General features: G+C 35.1%; 16 protein-coding genes. 14 read left to right on the forward strand and 2 right to left on the reverse strand.

Annotation, left to right across the window (positions count from 1 at the left end; all coding sequences use genetic code 11):
* The first annotated feature begins 9 nt into the window (after positions 1-9).
* The 13 genes from wecB to EDC24_RS06920 all read left to right on the forward strand — a co-directional run bounded on the left by wecB (position 10) and on the right by EDC24_RS06920 (position 14,212).
* Positions 10-1,089 (forward strand): non-hydrolyzing UDP-N-acetylglucosamine 2-epimerase, encoded by a 1,080-nt coding sequence (wecB, locus tag EDC24_RS06860; protein ID WP_124221010.1) that lies wholly within the window; start codon positions 10-12, stop codon positions 1,087-1,089.
* Positions 1,090-1,104: 15 nt separating this feature from the next.
* Positions 1,105-2,355, forward strand: a complete 1,251-nt coding sequence (locus tag EDC24_RS06865) for a glycosyltransferase family 4 protein (RefSeq protein ID WP_124221012.1) — start codon at positions 1,105-1,107, stop codon at positions 2,353-2,355.
* 13 nt (positions 2,356-2,368) lie between these two features.
* Complete coding sequence (locus tag EDC24_RS06870; protein ID WP_124221014.1) at positions 2,369-2,944, forward strand: N-acetyltransferase; 576 nt, start codon at positions 2,369-2,371, stop codon at positions 2,942-2,944.
* 1 nt (position 2,945) lies between these two features.
* The gene (locus EDC24_RS06875; protein WP_211342343.1) at positions 2,946-4,058 is read left to right on the forward strand and encodes a DegT/DnrJ/EryC1/StrS family aminotransferase; all 1,113 of its coding nucleotides are present in this window, start codon (positions 2,946-2,948) and stop codon (positions 4,056-4,058) included.
* A complete protein-coding gene (locus EDC24_RS06880) occupies positions 4,051-4,638 on the forward strand; it encodes a sugar transferase (protein WP_124221018.1) in 588 nt (195 codons plus the stop codon). Before EDC24_RS06875 ends, EDC24_RS06880 begins: the two co-directional genes overlap by 8 nt.
* Positions 4,631-5,155, forward strand: a complete 525-nt coding sequence (locus EDC24_RS06885; RefSeq protein WP_170158495.1) for a GNAT family N-acetyltransferase — start codon at positions 4,631-4,633, stop codon at positions 5,153-5,155. The genes EDC24_RS06880 and EDC24_RS06885 overlap by 8 nt, the downstream gene beginning before the upstream one ends.
* Complete coding sequence (locus tag EDC24_RS06890) at positions 5,148-6,098, forward strand: 1-aminocyclopropane-1-carboxylate deaminase/D-cysteine desulfhydrase (RefSeq protein ID WP_124221022.1); 951 nt, start codon at positions 5,148-5,150, stop codon at positions 6,096-6,098. The genes EDC24_RS06885 and EDC24_RS06890 overlap by 8 nt, the downstream gene beginning before the upstream one ends.
* A 4-nt stretch (positions 6,099-6,102) precedes the next feature.
* A complete protein-coding gene (locus EDC24_RS06895; RefSeq protein ID WP_170158496.1) occupies positions 6,103-7,071 on the forward strand; it encodes an ATP-grasp domain-containing protein in 969 nt (322 codons plus the stop codon).
* 18 nt (positions 7,072-7,089) lie between these two features.
* Positions 7,090-8,226 (forward strand): aminotransferase class I/II-fold pyridoxal phosphate-dependent enzyme, encoded by a 1,137-nt coding sequence (locus tag EDC24_RS06900; protein ID WP_124221026.1) that lies wholly within the window; start codon positions 7,090-7,092, stop codon positions 8,224-8,226.
* 83 nt (positions 8,227-8,309) lie between these two features.
* Positions 8,310-10,799, forward strand: a complete 2,490-nt coding sequence (locus tag EDC24_RS06905; protein WP_124221028.1) for a M14 family zinc carboxypeptidase — start codon at positions 8,310-8,312, stop codon at positions 10,797-10,799.
* A 112-nt stretch (positions 10,800-10,911) separates the two neighbouring features.
* Complete coding sequence (gene galU, locus EDC24_RS06910) at positions 10,912-11,790, forward strand: UTP--glucose-1-phosphate uridylyltransferase GalU (RefSeq protein ID WP_124221030.1); 879 nt, start codon at positions 10,912-10,914, stop codon at positions 11,788-11,790.
* A 22-nt stretch (positions 11,791-11,812) separates the two neighbouring features.
* The gene (locus EDC24_RS06915; RefSeq protein WP_170158497.1) at positions 11,813-13,534 is read left to right on the forward strand and encodes a phospho-sugar mutase; all 1,722 of its coding nucleotides are present in this window, start codon (positions 11,813-11,815) and stop codon (positions 13,532-13,534) included.
* A 165-nt stretch (positions 13,535-13,699) separates the two neighbouring features.
* Positions 13,700-14,212, forward strand: coding sequence for a DUF1643 domain-containing protein (locus tag EDC24_RS06920; RefSeq protein ID WP_124221032.1), 513 nt, complete (start codon positions 13,700-13,702; stop codon positions 14,210-14,212).
* A gap of 138 nt (positions 14,213-14,350) precedes the next feature.
* Here EDC24_RS06920 and EDC24_RS06925 read toward each other — a convergent pair whose 3' ends face one another.
* Positions 14,351-15,877, reverse strand: coding sequence for a class I adenylate-forming enzyme family protein (locus EDC24_RS06925; RefSeq protein WP_124221034.1), 1,527 nt, complete (start codon positions 15,875-15,877; stop codon positions 14,351-14,353).
* Positions 15,878-15,897: 20 nt separating this feature from the next.
* Positions 15,898-17,244: a short-chain fatty acid transporter gene (locus EDC24_RS06930; RefSeq protein ID WP_124221036.1), complete on the reverse strand. Its 1,347-nt coding sequence runs from the start codon at positions 17,242-17,244 to the stop codon at positions 15,898-15,900.
* A gap of 107 nt (positions 17,245-17,351) precedes the next feature.
* Here EDC24_RS06930 and EDC24_RS06935 point away from each other — a divergent pair, with 107 nt between their 5' ends.
* On the forward strand, positions 17,352-17,945 hold the full coding sequence (locus EDC24_RS06935) for a TetR/AcrR family transcriptional regulator (RefSeq protein WP_124221038.1): 594 nt from the start codon (positions 17,352-17,354) through the stop codon (positions 17,943-17,945).
* The last annotated feature ends 6 nt before the right edge of the window (positions 17,946-17,951 follow it).

Consider the following 17,951-nt stretch of genomic DNA (forward strand, 5'->3'; position numbering starts at 1 on the left):
GGTGATAATATGAAGTTAGTAACAATAGCTGGAACTAGACCACAGTTAGTAAAAGTAGCAGCTGTTTCTAGGGAACTAAGAAAGACATTTAATGAAATTTTGGTAAATACAGGGCAACATTATGATTATAATATGGCTGGTATATTCTTTGAACAATTAGATATTCCTAAACCTGATTATGATTTAGGTGTTGGCTCTATGTCTCATGGGAAACAAACAGGGAATATGTTAATAAAAATTGAAGAGGCAATTGAAAAAGAAATACCGGATGGTGTGATTGTTTATGGTGATACTAACTCAACTATAGCAGGAGCTCTAGTCGCTAGTAAACTACACATACCTGTATTTCATATTGAGGCGGGATTAAGAAGCTATAATAAAAAAATGCCTGAAGAGATTAACAGAATTATGACGGATCATATCAGTAATCTACTATTTGCTCCAACATCTTCAGCTGTAGAGAATTTAGAAAAAGAAAATATATTAAGACATGTTCATCAAGTTGGTGATGTTATGTATGATGCTGTTTTATACAATATGGAAATTGCAGAACAACATCATTCAATAGAGCAATATGATCTGAAACCTAACCATTTTATTCTTGGCACCATACACAGGGCCGAAAACACAGATGATCGAGAGAGAATGCGAGGTATTATAAAGGGATTAATAAATTTAAACGATAAAGTTTTCTTACCTCTTCACCCTAGAACTAGAAAAAAATTAGAAGAATATGAATTAATGACAGAATTAGTTTCTGCAGAAAATGTCATCTTGTCAGAACCTGTTTCTTATTTAGAGATGCTATTATTAGAAAAACACGCTAAAGCAATTGTAACTGATTCTGGTGGTGTTCAAAAAGAAGCTTATTTTGCGAAAGTGCCATGTTATACCGTTAGAGATGAAACCGAATGGGTTGAAACTGTAGAAGCGGGTTGGAATCAGTTAGTTAATCCATCACAACAAGACTTGTCTCATTTAATTAACAATTTTAATTCAGTAAATTATAGAGGCGATTTGTATGGTGATGGTAATGCAAGTAAAAAAATCACTAAAGAAATACAAAATTATTTAAGAGAAATGTTATAGGATAGGTGTGAATTGATGAACTTATGGATTTTTAACCACCATGCAGGAGAAAGTGGAAGACATCCTAGTTTTTCTTATTATTTAAACAAAAAGGGTGTGAATGTAACTCTTTTTTCATCTAGTTTTATCCATAATTCTTATACTGAGATTAAAGAATATAATAGTCTTGAATATTTTAAAACTGAGGAAAAAGATGGTTATAAAAGAGTATATATTAAAACTCCAAGGTACCATAACAATGGGGCTAAAAGACTTTGGAATCAAATAATGTTTGCATATAGAAGCTTTAAAGCAAGTAAAGTTCTTTTAAAAAATAAAGATAAGCCTGAAGTTATAGTCGGGTCTTCAGTTCATTTATTTACTGGTTTAAGTGCTTATTACTTGTCCAGAAAAGTAGGTTCAAAATTTGTATTTGAAATTAGAGATGTTTGGCCTCAAACGTTAGTAGATCTGGGTGCATTAAAGGAAAAGTCACTAGTTACAAAAATATTTAGAAGTATAGAAAAGTTTTTATATAATAAAGCAGATAAAATAATTTCTGTACTACCTCATGGTTATAGACATATATCAAAGTATGGAATATCGAGAGATAAAGTCATTTATATTCCTAATGGGATTGATTTAAAATCTAGTAATAAGAAGGTTGGTTTTTTAGCCGAAGAGCCTAAGTCATTTTTTGAAAGCAATAGCAAGAAATTTATTATAACGTTTACTGGCGCACATGGACTTGCCAATGGTTTGAAAACTGTTGTAAGGGCGGCAAGTGAGCTAGAAAAAATGGAAGAAAATAAACATATTAAATCTCATATATTATTAGTAGGAGATGGCCCAGAAAAAAATAATCTTATTGAGTTAGCTAAGCAACTTAATTTGAAAAATATTACTTTCTTAAATAAAGTTAATAAAGATCAAGTTCCACATATTTTGCAACATTCAGATGTTTGTTTATTTCACTTAAAGTCTACTCCAGTATTTAAATATGGATTGAGTTCAAATAAGTTATTTGATTACATGAACAGTGGCAAACCAATGATTTTTGCGGCCGATACTAGCTATGATTTTGCTGAAGAAGCCCAGAATGGTATTAGTATACCCGCTGAATCCCCTAAACAAATAGCAGAAAGTATTCTTGAGTTGAAAAGAAAAATGCCAGAAGAGTTATATGAAATGGGGCAGAACGGAAAAAAGTTTGTTACTAGTAAACATGATTTAGAAAAGCTTGCTGACGGTGTATTAGAAGTCTGTGAAACAATTACTAGAAAATGAAGGGGGGTTAGGAATGTCTTATTTTATTCATGAATCAAGTTATTTAGATACTGGTGCTGAAGTAGGGGTTAATACTAAAGTATGGCATTATACACATATTATGTCACATGCTCATATAGGTGAAAATTGTAATCTCGGCCAAAACGTATTTATCGGTAATAATGTGAAAGTTGGAAACGGAGTGAAAATACAAAATAACGTTTCTATTTATGAAGGTGTCGAATTAGAAGACTATGTTTTTTGTGGTCCTAGTATGGTATTTACTAATGATATGAATCCTAGAGCCGCTTTTCCGAAGGATCCAAAAGAAGGGTATTTAAGAACATTAGTGAAAAAAGGCGCAAGCATTGGTGCAAATGCAACTGTCGTCTGTGGAAATACCATTGGAAAATGGGCGTTTATTGCAGCAGGAGCTGTGGTTAATAAGGATGTCCCGGATTTTGCGGTTATGGCAGGGGTACCTGCTAAACAAATTGGGTGGATGTGTAAATGTGGGACAAAAATAGATATTGATAATAACAGCCATTGTTCAGCTTGTAATAGAGAGTATGAGGTGGTTGATAATAGACTAGTTGAAAAGGGTGAATGAAATGAATATACCTTTGTTTACGACTGAAGAAGAAACTAAATTATTAAAAGAAGAAATCTTAAATGAAGTTGAAAGAGTAATAGATTCAGGCAAATTTATCATGGGACCTGATGTAACTGAATTTGAAAATGAAGTCTCAACATATTTAGGAATTAAGCATGCAATAGGTGTTAATTCGGGTACAGATGCGCTTGTCATTGGCCTCAAAGCAGCAGGGATAGGAGTAGGAGATGAAGTCATTACTACTTCTTTTACTTTTTTTGCAACTGCTGAAGCTATTTCACAGGTGGGTGCTAAACCTGTATTTGTAGATGTTGAAGAAGATTCTTATAATATTGATGTTTCATTAATTGAGAAGCAAGTTAATGAAAATACCAAAGCTGTCATACCAGTGCATTTATATGGTCATGCAGTAGATATGGATCCGTTAATGAATATTGCAGACAAGTATGACCTTAAAATAGTTGAAGATGTTGCACAGGCCTTTGGTTCGGATTATAAAGGAAGTAAGGTAGGTACTATAGGTGATGTTGGCTGTTTTTCATTTTTTCCCACTAAGAACTTAGGTGCGTACGGTGATGGAGGTCTAATTACTACTAATAGTGATGAGATTGCTGAGATAGCTAAAATGTTACGTGTTCATGGATCAAAGAAAAAGTATCATAATGAAATTCTTGGTTTTAATTCAAGGTTGGATTCAATACAAGCAGCAATTTTAAGGGTAAAGTTACGAAGAATTGATGAGTGGAATGAAGGTAGAAAGAGAGTTGCAAATAAATATATAGAAATTTTGGATGGTAATGAAAATGTTGTATTACCTAAAAGTAAATATTACACAAACCATGTATTTCACCAATTCACAATAAGGGTTAAGAATGGAATGAGGGATTCTCTGCAAAATCATTTAAAGGATGAAGGTATTTCTACTATGATTTATTATCCTGTGCCTGTACACGAGCTTCCACTGTATAATCATGATATCAACCTTCCAATCACAAATAAACTGAAGGACGATGCCTTAAGCTTGCCTATTTATCCGCATATGAGTGATGAAATAGTTGAAAAAGTTGTCTCGAAGATTATCAATTATTTGAGAAGTGATTCTTATGTATAGAAATTTCGGGAAAAGAGTATTTGACTCTTTCTTCTGTTTACTATTAATTATTCCAATTTCCTTGATTACAGTATTCATTTCAATTGCTATCAAAATAGACACAAAAGGCCCTGTTTTCTTTAAACAAGAAAGACTAGGATTAATGGGAAATGTTTTTAAAGTCTATAAATTCAGGACAATGGTACAAAATGCGGAGAGTATTGGAACGGGTATTTATACAAATGATCAAGATCCAAGAATTACAAAGATTGGACATATTCTTAGAAAAACAAGTTTGGATGAACTTCCGCAACTACTTAACATATTAAAAGGGGAAATGAGTTTCATTGGCCCAAGACCACCTGTACCTTACCACCCTTATAAGTATGAAGATTATTCTGAAATACAAAAGAAAAGGTTTGATGTTAAACCAGGAATTACAGGTATGGCCCAGGCATATGGTAGAAACTCATTAACCTGGGATGAGAGAATTGAGTATGATGTCGAGTATGTAAATAAGATGTCTTTGATTCTTGATTTGAAGATAATTTTAAAAACTTTTACATCTGTGGTTAGGAAAGAAGGGGTTTACCGTGGATAGAATTAAATTAAGGTATTTTAATAAATCTGATATAGATTTGAAAGTTAAATGGATCAATGATCCTGAGATAAATGAATATCTACATTATGATATTCCTTTATGTAAAGATAGAACCCTTAATTGGTATAATAAGATTATTGGAAACCAAACAAGAGAAGATTTTGTTTATGAAGTTGCTGATGAAACTGTAAATAAAACAATTGGTTTAATTGGACTATTAAATATTGATAATAAAAATGCTAAAGCAGAGTTTTATATAGTAAATGGAGAAAAAGAGTACTGGGGGAAAGGTCTGGCCCAAAAAGCTAGTAAGGAATTTTTAACGAAAATGTTTTTGAAACATAGACTTAATAAAATATATTTATACACAGAGGTTAACAATAAGGGTGCTCAAAAATTGTTTGAAAAGATTGGTTTTGTAAAAGAAGGATTACTAAAAGAAGACCTAATTTTTATGGGAGAAAAGGTTGATAGGTACACTTATTCTATATTTAGAAAGGACTTTCTAGATGGTTAAGGTAAAAACCCCTTCACCAATTGATTATCTGAATGCAATAAGTAGTAAAAATAACATTTATATTAAACGCGATGACTTAACTGATATTTCATTGGGCGGTAACAAAGCACGTAAATTGCAACTATTCATGAAAGATGCTATTGGTCAGCAATCTGATTGTATTGTAACCTATGGTGGCGCACAATCTAACCATTGCAGAATCACAGCCGCATTTGCTAGACAATGCGGTTTTAAAGTTGTATTAGTTTTATCTGAGCCTGCAGAAGAACAAAAATTTAATGGTAATTATTTTCTGTATGATTTATTTGACTCAGAAATTGTTTGGACAAAAGTTAATGAAGTCCCTGAAACAATTAAGAAAACTTTAGATGAATTAAAGGATAAAGGCTATCGACCATACTTTATTCAAGGTGGAGGACATGGCAATTTAGGTACTCATGCATACAAGCTAGCTTTTGATGAAATTGTTAGTTATGAAAGAGAACATAACTTAAGTTTTGATTACATATTTCATGCTTCTGGCACAGGGACCACACAAGCAGGATTAGAAGTTGGTAAATTATTATATGGACATCAAACACAAATAAGAGGAGTTAGTGTTGCGAGAAATAAAACAAGAGGAAATGATGTAATTATGAATAGTATTGCAGACTATTGTGATGCTTATAATATAGATAAAACCCTTATTTCCAAACATATAAATTTTGATGACAAATATGTTGGCAACGGGTATGCGGATATTTACCCTGAAATATTAAATACTATTAAAAAAGTAGCACAAGAAACTACAATACTATTAGATCCTGTTTATACTGGTAAAGCCTTTTACGGTATGTTGGATACTATAAAAAAAGAAAATCTAGAAAATAAGAATATATTATTTTTGCATACTGGAGGAACTCCTCTTCTGTTTAACTATGCACATTTGTTCAAGGAGATGTAGAGAGATGAATATATTAGCATCGAGCGCAGGAAGACGTGCGAAAGTTATAGATTATTTTAGACAAACTTTAGGTGTACAAGATAGTATCATTGCTGCAGATTGTGACATCAACGCTCCTGCACTGTATTTCGCTGATGATTACGAGATAATACCAAGAATAGATGACCCAAATTATTTGGACAAACTTATAGAGGTGTGCCAAAAACATCACATTGATGCAGTGTTCTCGTTAATTGATCCTGAATTAGAAGTACTAGCAAAAAATAAAGAAAAATTTGAAGAAATTAATGTAACTCTAATATTATCTCCGTTAGAAATGATTGTTAAAAGTTTTGATAAACAAAAGACTTATGATTATTTATCAGATGTCGGTGTTCCATCCGTTCCAACTTATAGTTCGATTGAAGAGGTTATTCAACAACTAGAATTCGGAAGAATTTGTTTCCCATTAGTTATTAAACCTGGTAAAGGTAGTGCAAGTATAGGTATTCAAACTGTGCATAATTTAGATGACTTGAATTTTATTTTCTCAAAAGAAAATGGTTTAATTATTCAGCCTTATTATAAACATAAGGAGTTTGGTGTAGATACATACGTCGATATGATTACAGGTGAATTAACTGATATTTTTATTAAAGAAAAAGTCAAAATGAGATCTGGTGAAACGGATAAATCAGTGTCTGTTAATAATCTTGATATTGTTGATCTAGTCAAGAATTTTGTTGAAAAGACAGATTTTATAGGTCCACTAGACCTTGATATCTTTGAATATGCTGATAGTTACTACATCTCTGAAATAAACCCTCGTTTTGGAGGTGGGTATCCTCATGCATATGAAATGGGATCTAACTTTCCGCAGTATATAATCAATAATGTATCTGGTAAAAGCAATAAGTCATTCAGTGAGTACCAATACGATCAAGGTTATACGCTGCTTAAATATGATGAAGTTATCTTAAAAAAGTTTTTATAAAAGTGAGTGAAAATGATTATGAGTAAAGTATATTTATCATCACCACACATGTCAGGTAATGAACAAAAATATATACAGGAAGCGTTTGATTTAAATTGGATTGCGCCGCTTGGGAATAATGTGAATGGTTTTGAGCGTGAGTTAGCTGAATATAATTCTATGGAACATGCTGCTGTTGTGTCTTCTGGGACAGCGGCTATTCATTTGGCATTGAGATTGTTAGATATAGGGCCATCTGACAATGTTTTTGTCTCTTCATTGACGTTTGTGGCGACGGTTAATCCCGTGTTATATGAGGGAGCAAACCCTGTATTTATTGATTCAGAGGCGGACACTTGGAATATGTCGCCTGAGGCGTTAAAGCGAGCTTTTGTTGATGCGGAAAGAGAAGGGACTCTACCGAAAGCTGTTATTGTTGTGAACCTATACGGTCAGAGTGCCAAAATGGATGAGATTATGGATATCTGTGATGAATATGGTGTTCCGGTTATTGAAGATGCAGCCGAGTCTTTAGGTAGTGAGTATAAAGGTCAGAAGAGTGGGACCTTTGGTAAGTTTGGGGTTTACTCATTTAATGGGAACAAAATTATTACGACTTCTGGGGGCGGTGCCCTAGTTTCAAATGATGATGAAGCGATTCAGAAGGCACGTTTTTTATCTACACAGGCACGTGATCCAGCGCCTCATTATGAGCATAGTGAAGTAGGATATAATTATCGAATGAGTAATATTGTTGCAGGTGTCGGACGTGGTCAGCTTGAGGTATTAGATGAGAGAGTGAATCAACGTCGAGCGGTTTTTGATAGATACTATGAAGCTTTCAAAGTTATTGATGGTTTTGAATTTCAGCCTGAATTAGAAGGCACGTTTTCTAATCGATGGTTAACAGCTTTGACTGTCGATCCTAAAAAGGCGGGGATTACTAGGGATGATATTATTAATGCGCTAGATGAACACAATATTGAAGCGCGCCCGGTTTGGAAGCCAATGCATTTGCAGCCTTTATTTGAAGGGTGTTCATACTATACTCATAACCAAGATGTATCTAAGCAGTTATTTGAGAATGGTTTATGTTTACCTTCTGGTTCAAATATGAGTCAAGACGTTCAAGAAAAAATTATTCAAATAATAAGAGATTTAATACCAGCTAACTAGTTTTTAGTTGGTATTTTTTGTATAACGCTGTAGAAAAAAGTTCGAATTTGTTTTACTATTAAATATAAAGGGGGGAAGTTTTATTGTATAAGAAATTAGGGGTTTTGTTTTCGGTTGTATTATGTGTCGTCATGCTAACATCTGTTGAACATACTTATTCAGAGAGTGAGTCGTTAGAGGGTGTCGCTTTAGAAGATCAGACTTATGTTTATCAGAATAAGAGTAAAGATTCGAAACAGTTAAAGGGGTATAACTCAGGTTCCATTTTGAAGTTTAAAAACCAAGAAGGTAATTGGTATACTGCTGTCGTTATACTTAACAACGAACGTGTTTCAGGTTATATACATAAAGAAGATGTTGATGTCATTACAACTGAGCAAAAGGATTTAACTGGTTATTCGGTTAATCATACGAAAGTCTATCAATCTCCTACTAAGAATGATGATCATTGGAAGAGTTATGCTAAGGGAGAGAAGTTGTATTATAAGACTTTCAGTGAACAATGGTACGAAGCAACGGTTTATGTGAATGGTGAACCTAAAACAGGCTATATTCATGTGGGTGATGTGGACGAGCCGACGCAAGAGCCGACATCGTTATCAGGTGTTGGGGTTAAAAAGCCTACGACAGTTTATGACTCACCTAATTCTAATTCTGATGCGTTAAAGACTTATCCATCTGGTAGTTTTCTTAAGTTTGAAACGTTTATTGAAGGTTGGTATAAGGCTACAGTATACTTGAATCATAAACCACACACAGGTTACATCAAGGCTTCGGATGTTGATTTTCCTACTGACCAGCCTGAAAATCTATCTGGTGTAGGTGTTAAAAGCCCAACCAAAGTCTATGCATTGCCAAATGCTAGTTCCGACGTCTTGAAGAGTTATCAGTCAGGCAGTATATTAAAGTATCAAACATTTATAGATGGATGGTACAAAGCTACTGTCTATTTGAATCATGAACCGCATACAGGGTATATTAAAGCATCTGATGTCGAAGAACCTGTTGATCAAGTAGAGGATTTAACCGGGTTTGTCGTAAAAAACCAAGCGCATGTATATTCTAAATTAAATCGTTCTAGTGATACTCTTAAAAGCTATGGACAGGGTGAAAAGTTATATTTTCAAACGTTTACTCAAAATTGGTATAAGGCAACAGTTTATTTAAACCACAAGGCACATACTGGGTATATTCATAAGAGTGATGTTGAGATACCAGTTGAAGATCAGAAGAACCTTAAGGGCTATGGATACGATGGTACGACTCATGTCTATTCGAAACCTAGTAAACAATCATCGCCTTTAAAATCGTATCGTGAAGGTAGTCTATTATACTATCGTTCATTTATGGATCAGTGGTATGAGGCAACAGTTTATTTAGACGGTCAAGCACATACTGGTTATATACATCGTCATGATGTTATTGATCACCAAGCGGAACAAGAGGATTTATCGGGTTATGCAATCAATGAATCTACTTACGTATACAAAGGAACATCTAGAAATTCTAAGAAACTAAAAGGCTACTCGTATGGTTCCAAACTAAAGTTTAAGTCGTTTACTAAGAATTGGTATGAAGCGACGGTCTATTTGAACCATGAACCACATACAGGTTATATCCACAAAAATGATGTCACATTAGGCGAGATCAATCCTAAGTCTGTAGTGAATCCTAAAACGAAGTATTCTTATCAACAGATGATTAAGGATATTAATGAGTTGGAGTCGATGTATCCTGGGTTAGTGAGTTCTAGTGTGATTGGTCAGTCATATGATGGTCGCGATCTTTATACTGTGAAAGTTGGTAACGGGTCGACAAAAGTACACATTAACGCATCGACTCATGCACGAGAATGGATGACGACGAATCTAGTGATGGATCAAATTGATACTTACAGTCAAGCCTATGTGAGGAATAGCAAAGTTGATGGTTACAATGTGAGGGATTTACTGAATAAGGTGAGTATCTACTATGTTCCGATGGTGAATCCAGATGGTGTAATGTTGGTTCAAGAAGGCGCTGGTGCTGTTAGCAATTCTTCTGAAGTGATTGATATTAATGGTGGTAGTAAGGACTTCTCAGCATGGAAAGCGAATGCAAGAGGAGTCGATTTAAATCGAAATTACACGAGTTTGTGGGATAATGTGAAGAACGACCCGGGTGAACCGTCACCTACGAATTTCAAAGGTTATGAGCCGATGAGTGAGCCTGAAGTTCAAGCGTTATCACAATATGTCGATTTGCAAAATTTTGATACAGCGATAGCGTATCATTCATCTGGTGAGATTATTTATTGGGACACGTTAGCAGAAGGTGAATTGAAAGAGGATTCGAGAGATATTGCGGATCGTTTAAGTGATAAGACAAGTTACCCTTTATCCATGACAGAAGGAGTTTCAGGTGGTCATTTTACCGATTGGTTCTTATTTAATGAATTTTCACCTAACTTCACGTTAGAGATTTCCCCATTTGTTGGGCCACAACCTGTACCGCTAAACAATTACGATCGAATTTGGGGACAGAATGATTCGGTTGGATTGATTTTGGCAGAGGAAGCTTTAAAGTTAGATTAAAACATTGATGCAACCGGTCATTAATTGGCCGGTTTTATTTATTTTAAGTTCTTGGTTATGGTAAAATTTGATTATGTAATGTACTTGGAAATGGATACGGAGGCGCACTAGCATGAAGAAAATTAGAAAAGCCATCATTCCTGCGGCTGGTTTAGGAACAAGATTTTTACCAGCGACCAAAGCGATGCCTAAAGAAATGTTACCAATTGTGGATAAACCCACCATACAATATATAGTGGAAGAAGCGATTGATTCTGGGATAGAAGATATAATTATTGTGACCGGTAAGGGTAAGAGAGCCATAGAAGATCATTTCGATAAGAATTATGAGCTGGAAAGTAACCTTATGCAGAAGGGGAAACATGAGTTGCTAAAGAAGGTCGAATACCCTTCGAATGTTGACATTCATTATATTCGACAGAAGGAACCGCTAGGCTTAGGTCATGCTGTTTGGTGTGCAAGGAAATTTATTGGAGAAGATCCTTTTGCGGTTCTATTAGGTGATGACATTGTACAAGCTGAAAAGCCGTGTTTGAAACAAATGATCGAACAGTATGAAGCTACTGAACGGTCAGTTATTGGTGTTCAGAATGTGCCTGTTGATGAAACACATCGTTATGGTATTGTGTCTTATTCTGAACAAGATGGTCGTCGGTATAAGGTGGACTCTTTAGTTGAGAAGCCTAAACCTGGCACGGCACCTTCTAATTTGGCTATTATGGGACGTTATATTTTAACACCTGAAATTTTTGGCTATCTTGATCAACAAGAACGTGGTGCAGGTGGGGAAATCCAATTAACTGATGCGATTCAGAAGATGAATGAAGAACAACCCATTTTAGCTTACGATTTTGAAGGCAAACGTTACGATGTGGGTGAGAAGTTAGGTTATATTAAAACGACCATTGATTTAGCGTTAGAGAATCCAGAGATCAAAGATGAGTTATACGATTATTTAAAGCACAAGCTTGATGTGAAAATGACGCCATAAATATTGAGAAGTAGGTGATTGGGTGAGTTGGGAAGAAGATTTTGAACGTTGGAATAACAAAGCTGATTTAGATTCAGCATTAAAACATAAATTATTAGACATGAAAGAGGATGAATTGGAAGAAGCTTTTCATAAAACGCTTGAATTCGGCACCGGCGGCATGCGTGGTGTACTTGGGCCTGGGACGAATCGGATGAACATTTATACAGTCCGGAAAGTGGCTAAAGGTTTAGCTTCGTACATTGAGTCGCAGTCTGGTGTTTTGAAAGAACAAGGTGTAGTTGTGGCTTATGATTCGCGTTATATGTCGAAGGAATTCGCGATTGAGACGGCTAAGGTTTTAGGTGTACATAATATTCCGACTTATGTGTTTACGTCGTTAAGACCAACGCCAGAGTTGTCGTTTGCGGTTCGTCATTTAGGGACAGCTGCTGGTGTAATGATTACGGCGAGTCATAATCCGCCTGAGTATAATGGGTATAAAGTTTATAACGAGACTGGTGGGCAACTGCCACCGAAGCAGGCGGATGAGATGATTGCGAAAGTGAATGCGGTTGAGGATGAGCTTGAGATTGATGTCGTTTCGCAGCAAGAGTTAGAAGATGCTGGGTTGTTGCGTTGGGTTGATGAAGGCGTGGATCAGGCTTATCTTGAAGAGTTGAAGTCAATAACTTTTAATTCAGATGTGATTCGTTCTCATGCTGACAAATTAGGTATTGTTTTCACACCATTACACGGAACAGCTAATGAGGTGGTTCAGGCAGGACTGAAGCAAGTTGGATTTAGTCAAGTTCATGTGGTTGAAGAGCAAGCGAAGGCAGATCCTGAGTTTTCAACGGTCAAGTCACCAAATCCTGAGGAACACCAAGCGTTTGAACTAGCAATTGAAAAAGGTGAAGCGGTTCAGGCGGATATTTTAGTTGGGACGGATCCAGATGCAGATCGATTAGGTGTTGCGGTTAAGGATGAGTCAGGAGAGTATAAGGTTTTAACAGGGAATCAATTAGGAGCTTTGATGTTGGATTATATTTTATCTAATCATGAAACCTTACCTGAGAATCCGATTATGATTAAGACGATTGTGACTTCAGAACTTGGACGAGCGGTAGCTGATGATTATGGTGTAGAAACGTTAGATGTATTGACTGGATTCAAGTTTATTAGTGAGAAGATTGAAGAGTTTAACCAACAGAAGACCTATCAGTTTATGTTTGGATATGAAGAGAGTTATGGTTATTTAATTAAGGATTTTTCACGTGATAAGGATGCTGTGCAGTCTACTGTATTGGCTTGTGAGATGGCGGCTTTTTATAGATCCCAAGGGAAGACATTATTTGATGCATTAGATGATTTGTATCAACGATTGGGGTATTATATTGAAGACTTGCATTCCTTGAAATTAGAGGGGCTAGAAGGCTCTAAGCAAATTGATAGTATTATGCAAGAATATCGAGAAAGTCGTCTTGAGGAAGTGGCAGGTCTTAACGTTAAGGCCTTTGAAGATTACGATGCTGGTAAAAGGACATTACTTCCGTCTGGAGAGACTGAAGATATTGATTTACCTAAGTCTAATGTGGTTAAGTTTAAGTTGGAACAAGATTGCTGGTTCTGTTTACGTCCTTCTGGTACTGAGCCAAAGTTGAAGTTTTATTTTGGGGTTAAAGGTGAGACATATCAAGATGCTGAAAAAATATTATCAAAGTTAAAAAGTGAAGTATTAGACAAAAATAATGTAACAACTTAGTTCTCATAGAGATTAATTGGTAATAACCTACTAGCCTTTTAAACGGTTGGTAGGTTTTTTGTGTTTCTAAAAGGTCATCAGTAGGGTGCAAACCAATTATACATTTATTCTACTCCTGGCTCATAACATTTAATATAGTTTCTTTAATGGGATGGAGTGGTTACTTTGAATAAGGAGTATAAAGTGTGTATAGAATCAAGTGCTGTATTTGATGAAGATGAAATGTATCGGTACAAGTTGTCGAGGGTGTGGGATGAGGAGAAACCGAGAGCGGTATTGGTATTATGGAATCCGAGCACTGCTGATCATTACAAAAATGATTTAACGGTTAATAGTTGTATAAACTATTTTATTGATCATGGCTATGGATCGATGGATTTAGTGAACTTGTTTGCTGCTAGGTGTACGAAACCGAATCAATTGAAAAGTTTTAACGACCCAATCGGAGTTGATAATAATTATTATATCAGTGAAAGCTTAAAGCAAGCTGACTTGATTCTGCTAGGTTGGGGAAGTTGTACTGGTAGTCAGATGAAAAAGAAACGTGCTGTGGAAGTATTGCAAATGATTAGACCTTATAAGGACATATGTTATTGTTTTGGATTTGTAGGTGATCATGACCCTAAACATCCTAAAATTATTGCTAAAGAGGATTATTTGCAAGGATATTTTTCATAGATGGTTTTAAAATCGAATTGTATGAGTTTTCCTTTTTTTGTTTTAATAGTCTTGAAAATCTACGGTATAGTCAGGGATTTTCAAAACCATAAAAGGGTCCCAAGTGATTAACACTCACTTGGGACGTAATAAGTCGCGTTAGCGATTTTGTTCTTTATTTCTAAGTAAATGTTTCTGTATCTTTCCAATCGAAGTTCTTGGAAAATCATCCACAAAAAGTATTTCTTCTGGGATTTTAAATTCGGCTAATCTTTCTTTAGAGAATTCGATAATATCCTCTTTAGTTAGGTTTTGGTTTTCAGTTTGTATATAGGCTACGACTTTTTCCTCTCTAATTTCATCTGGTTCACCAATGACGGCGCAGTGCACAATGTCAGGATATTCGTAAAGTTGGTTTTCAATTTCGACAGATGATATGTTTTCACCCGCTCGTTTTATTAAGTCTTTATTTCGATCGACAAACCAAATAAAACCTTCTTCATTCATGTAGCCATAATCACCCGTATAAAGCCATCCATTTCGAAGACTTCTATCTGTTTCCTCTTTGTTTTTATAATAGCCTTTCATAAGGGAAGGGCTTTTGATGACGATTTCACCTACTTCGTAAGCCTCACATTCATATCCTTCTTGATGAATAATCTTTACTTCTTGACCGAGTCCAGGTTTACCAATCGATAGAATTCCGGTATTTGGGTCTACAGGCATTTCTTCGTATAGGGGTGTCGTGATGTTGGTTGTGATGGATTCAGTCATGCCATACCATTGGAACAGTTTAATATTAAAACGTTCTTGGAACTCATCAATTTCATTTTTATTAACAAAAAGCCCGTAGCCTATTTGTCTGATGTTATGTTGTTCTTCGGCAGGGTGTTTTGGTAACCTTAATAGAATTTTTATGATGGTAGCTACAAAACTTGAGACGGTTGGATTGTATTTTTGTACCGTATCCCAAAATGTATTGGCGCTAAATTTCTCAAGAAGTATGATTGATCCCCCAACGACTAACGTCGCCATGGATGTATAGTATTGGGAGTTAACGTGAAACAATGGAAGAAAAATCAAATATCGGTCATCACTTGTTAATTGCTGATAAAGTACAGAAGAATGACCGGCATATAAATAATTTTCATGTGTAATTAATACACCCTTTGGTTTTGAAGTCGTTCCAGATGTATAACAGATTGAACATACATCGTGCGCGTTCACTTCATCATTATGATTTTCTTCACTTTCTAACGAAATATCCTCAGTTAGGTTTTTATTATTTTCATGGTAAAAATATAAATGTTGCTTTTCCATGACATTAAGGTGATCAGAATCAACCAAATCAGAATCATAGAATATCCCCTTGCTTTCAGAGTGCTCAAGGAAGTACTCTAGTTCTCTTGGTGTTGATGCTGTATTGATTGGTAGTAGAATTGCCCCAATGGCTGCACAACCAAACCATACATCATAAAAGAACGGTTGGTTCTTTAACATAACGGCTACGACATCGCCTTTTTGAATGTCTTGTTTTTTGAACCAAGAAGCTAATTGATTGGCTCTTTTTAACATGTCTGAATAGGAGATGATTTGATCTTCATAATAAAGAAATGTCTTTGCTTCGTACTTTTTAGCTTGCTTATTTAAGTAATCATAGATAGATAAATTTCCGTGAGTTAACATTTAGACTCCTCCTTGACTTTTTAGTAAAGAAAGATAGGAAGAACAGTGACAATTATTGAAGTTACAATAAATAAGAGAATCATTGATACTAAACAATAGCCCCAAATATCTTTTAATCCTAACTTAGCTAAACCTAAAGCTGGTAAAACGAAAAATGGCTGTAATAAGTTCGTTGTGACGTCTCCAATTGAGACGGTATTAACGACTACTTCGGCTGGTAAATTAAATGTTTGTAATGCTTCTACTAAAATAGGACCTTGAATTTGCCATTGTCCGCCAGCAGAAGGGACAAATACATTTACAATTGCTGCCGATAAGAAACTAAAGAATGGGAATGTCACACCATTAGCTATAGAAGCAAAGCTTTCAGCAATAACGGTAATTAACCCAGAACCGATCATCATTCCCATAATCCCTGCATAAAAAGGGAACTGTAGTAAAATTCCTGAAGCGGAAGGCATCCCGTCAGTAATCGCATTCATATAACTAGCTGGTGTTCCGTGTAAGGCTAAACCAAGCATGATGAATGTAAAGTTCATGATATTTAATTCTAAATTAAACCCACCGTTATTAATCATATATAGGATAAGCCACAAAAAGCCTAGTAACACTAACGCATAGTTAATGATTCTACTGTTATTCAATTTATCTGCAAATGTGGTATGGGTAGTTGTTGCACTTATTTCTTCTAAAGATTCTTCATCTTCTTTATTATGTTGATAAGGAACGACATCTTCTTTCTTAGGTGCCATTTTTATATAGGCAAATAATACAACAGCTAGACCAATAAAGGCAGTCAATAACATCATTGGGCTAAATGTAGTTTGTGAAAGTGGGATAAGACCAATTTCATCTTGAAGTGAGTGATCTGGGGTGTTGACAAGTAGCGGCGCTGTTAAGGAAATGCTTGCTGGTAAAATGGCAATAGTACCTGTATAAGCTGCAGCTATTAAGATACGAAAGTCGGCTTCTTGTACACGCTTGGCAACTTCAATAGCGAATAATGTACCAAATACAAAGCCTAGCCCCCAACTTAAATAACCTGTTGCGGCTGCTGCTAAAATAACCGTTATAATGGCTGATTTTTGGGTTTTAGGTTTTGAGGCTAGTTTAATTAATAGATTATGAACTAAAGGAGCCTTTACAAGAGCATAACCAGTAATTAAAATTAGAATCATCTGAGTCGTAAATGCTAAAAAATCCCAAAAACCACCGTACCAGTATGTAGTCATGTCAAATAAGTTTTCCCCGGTGACTGTCATACCTAGGATTAAAGTTATAAATGTGAGTAAGATAGCAAAGATAAAAGCACTAGGTAAATAGTTTTCAATACCTACTTTAAATTTTTGAGAGATGGATCTTAACATAATAATTTTCTCCTTTCCTGTTAACGCTTACATAATTATTAATTAATATTCTACAGACTATAGTCTCTTTGTCAATATGTTTATAATATTCTGAAAAGGGTGATGTTATGAATCGTCGTCAGCACAAGGCAAGTTTAACGAAAAAGAAAATTTCTGATGCAGCCATTAAATTGTTTGAAGAAAAAGGTTTTCGTAATGTAACAGTGGATGAAATTGTTCAAGTCACAGGAACGTCAAAGGGAGCATTTTACACACATTTTAAGAGTAAGCACGAAGTTTTCTTTGATAAATTTAAAGAAATCGACCGTTATTATGAAGAGGTTTTACTAGATTTTGTTAAAGAAGAGGAATTTAGTATAGAAAAGCTTAGGATATTTCTAAGATTACAAATGAAATATATTCAAGAAGATTTAGGGTGGGATGTTACTAGAACTATTTATGAAAATGAGCTAGATCCATCACGTAAGAGTTACTTTTTAATGGAGGATCGGCCTTTATATAGGATTCTGACCAATATCTTTGATGAAGGGCAAAAAAACGGAGAGTTCAGAAATGATATTAGCACAGAAAAAATGGTGATGGTTTGTTTAAGGGTGATGAGAGGGATCCTTTATGATTGGAGTATTAATGAAGGAGCTTATTCTTTAGAAGAAGAACAGGAATTGTTGTTTTCTACAATGATAAATGGGTTAGAGGCTTAGTCTATT

Source organism: Aquisalibacillus elongatus, assembly GCF_003843875.1.
Taxonomy (GTDB): domain Bacteria; phylum Bacillota; class Bacilli; order Bacillales; family Alkalibacillaceae; genus Aquisalibacillus; species Aquisalibacillus elongatus.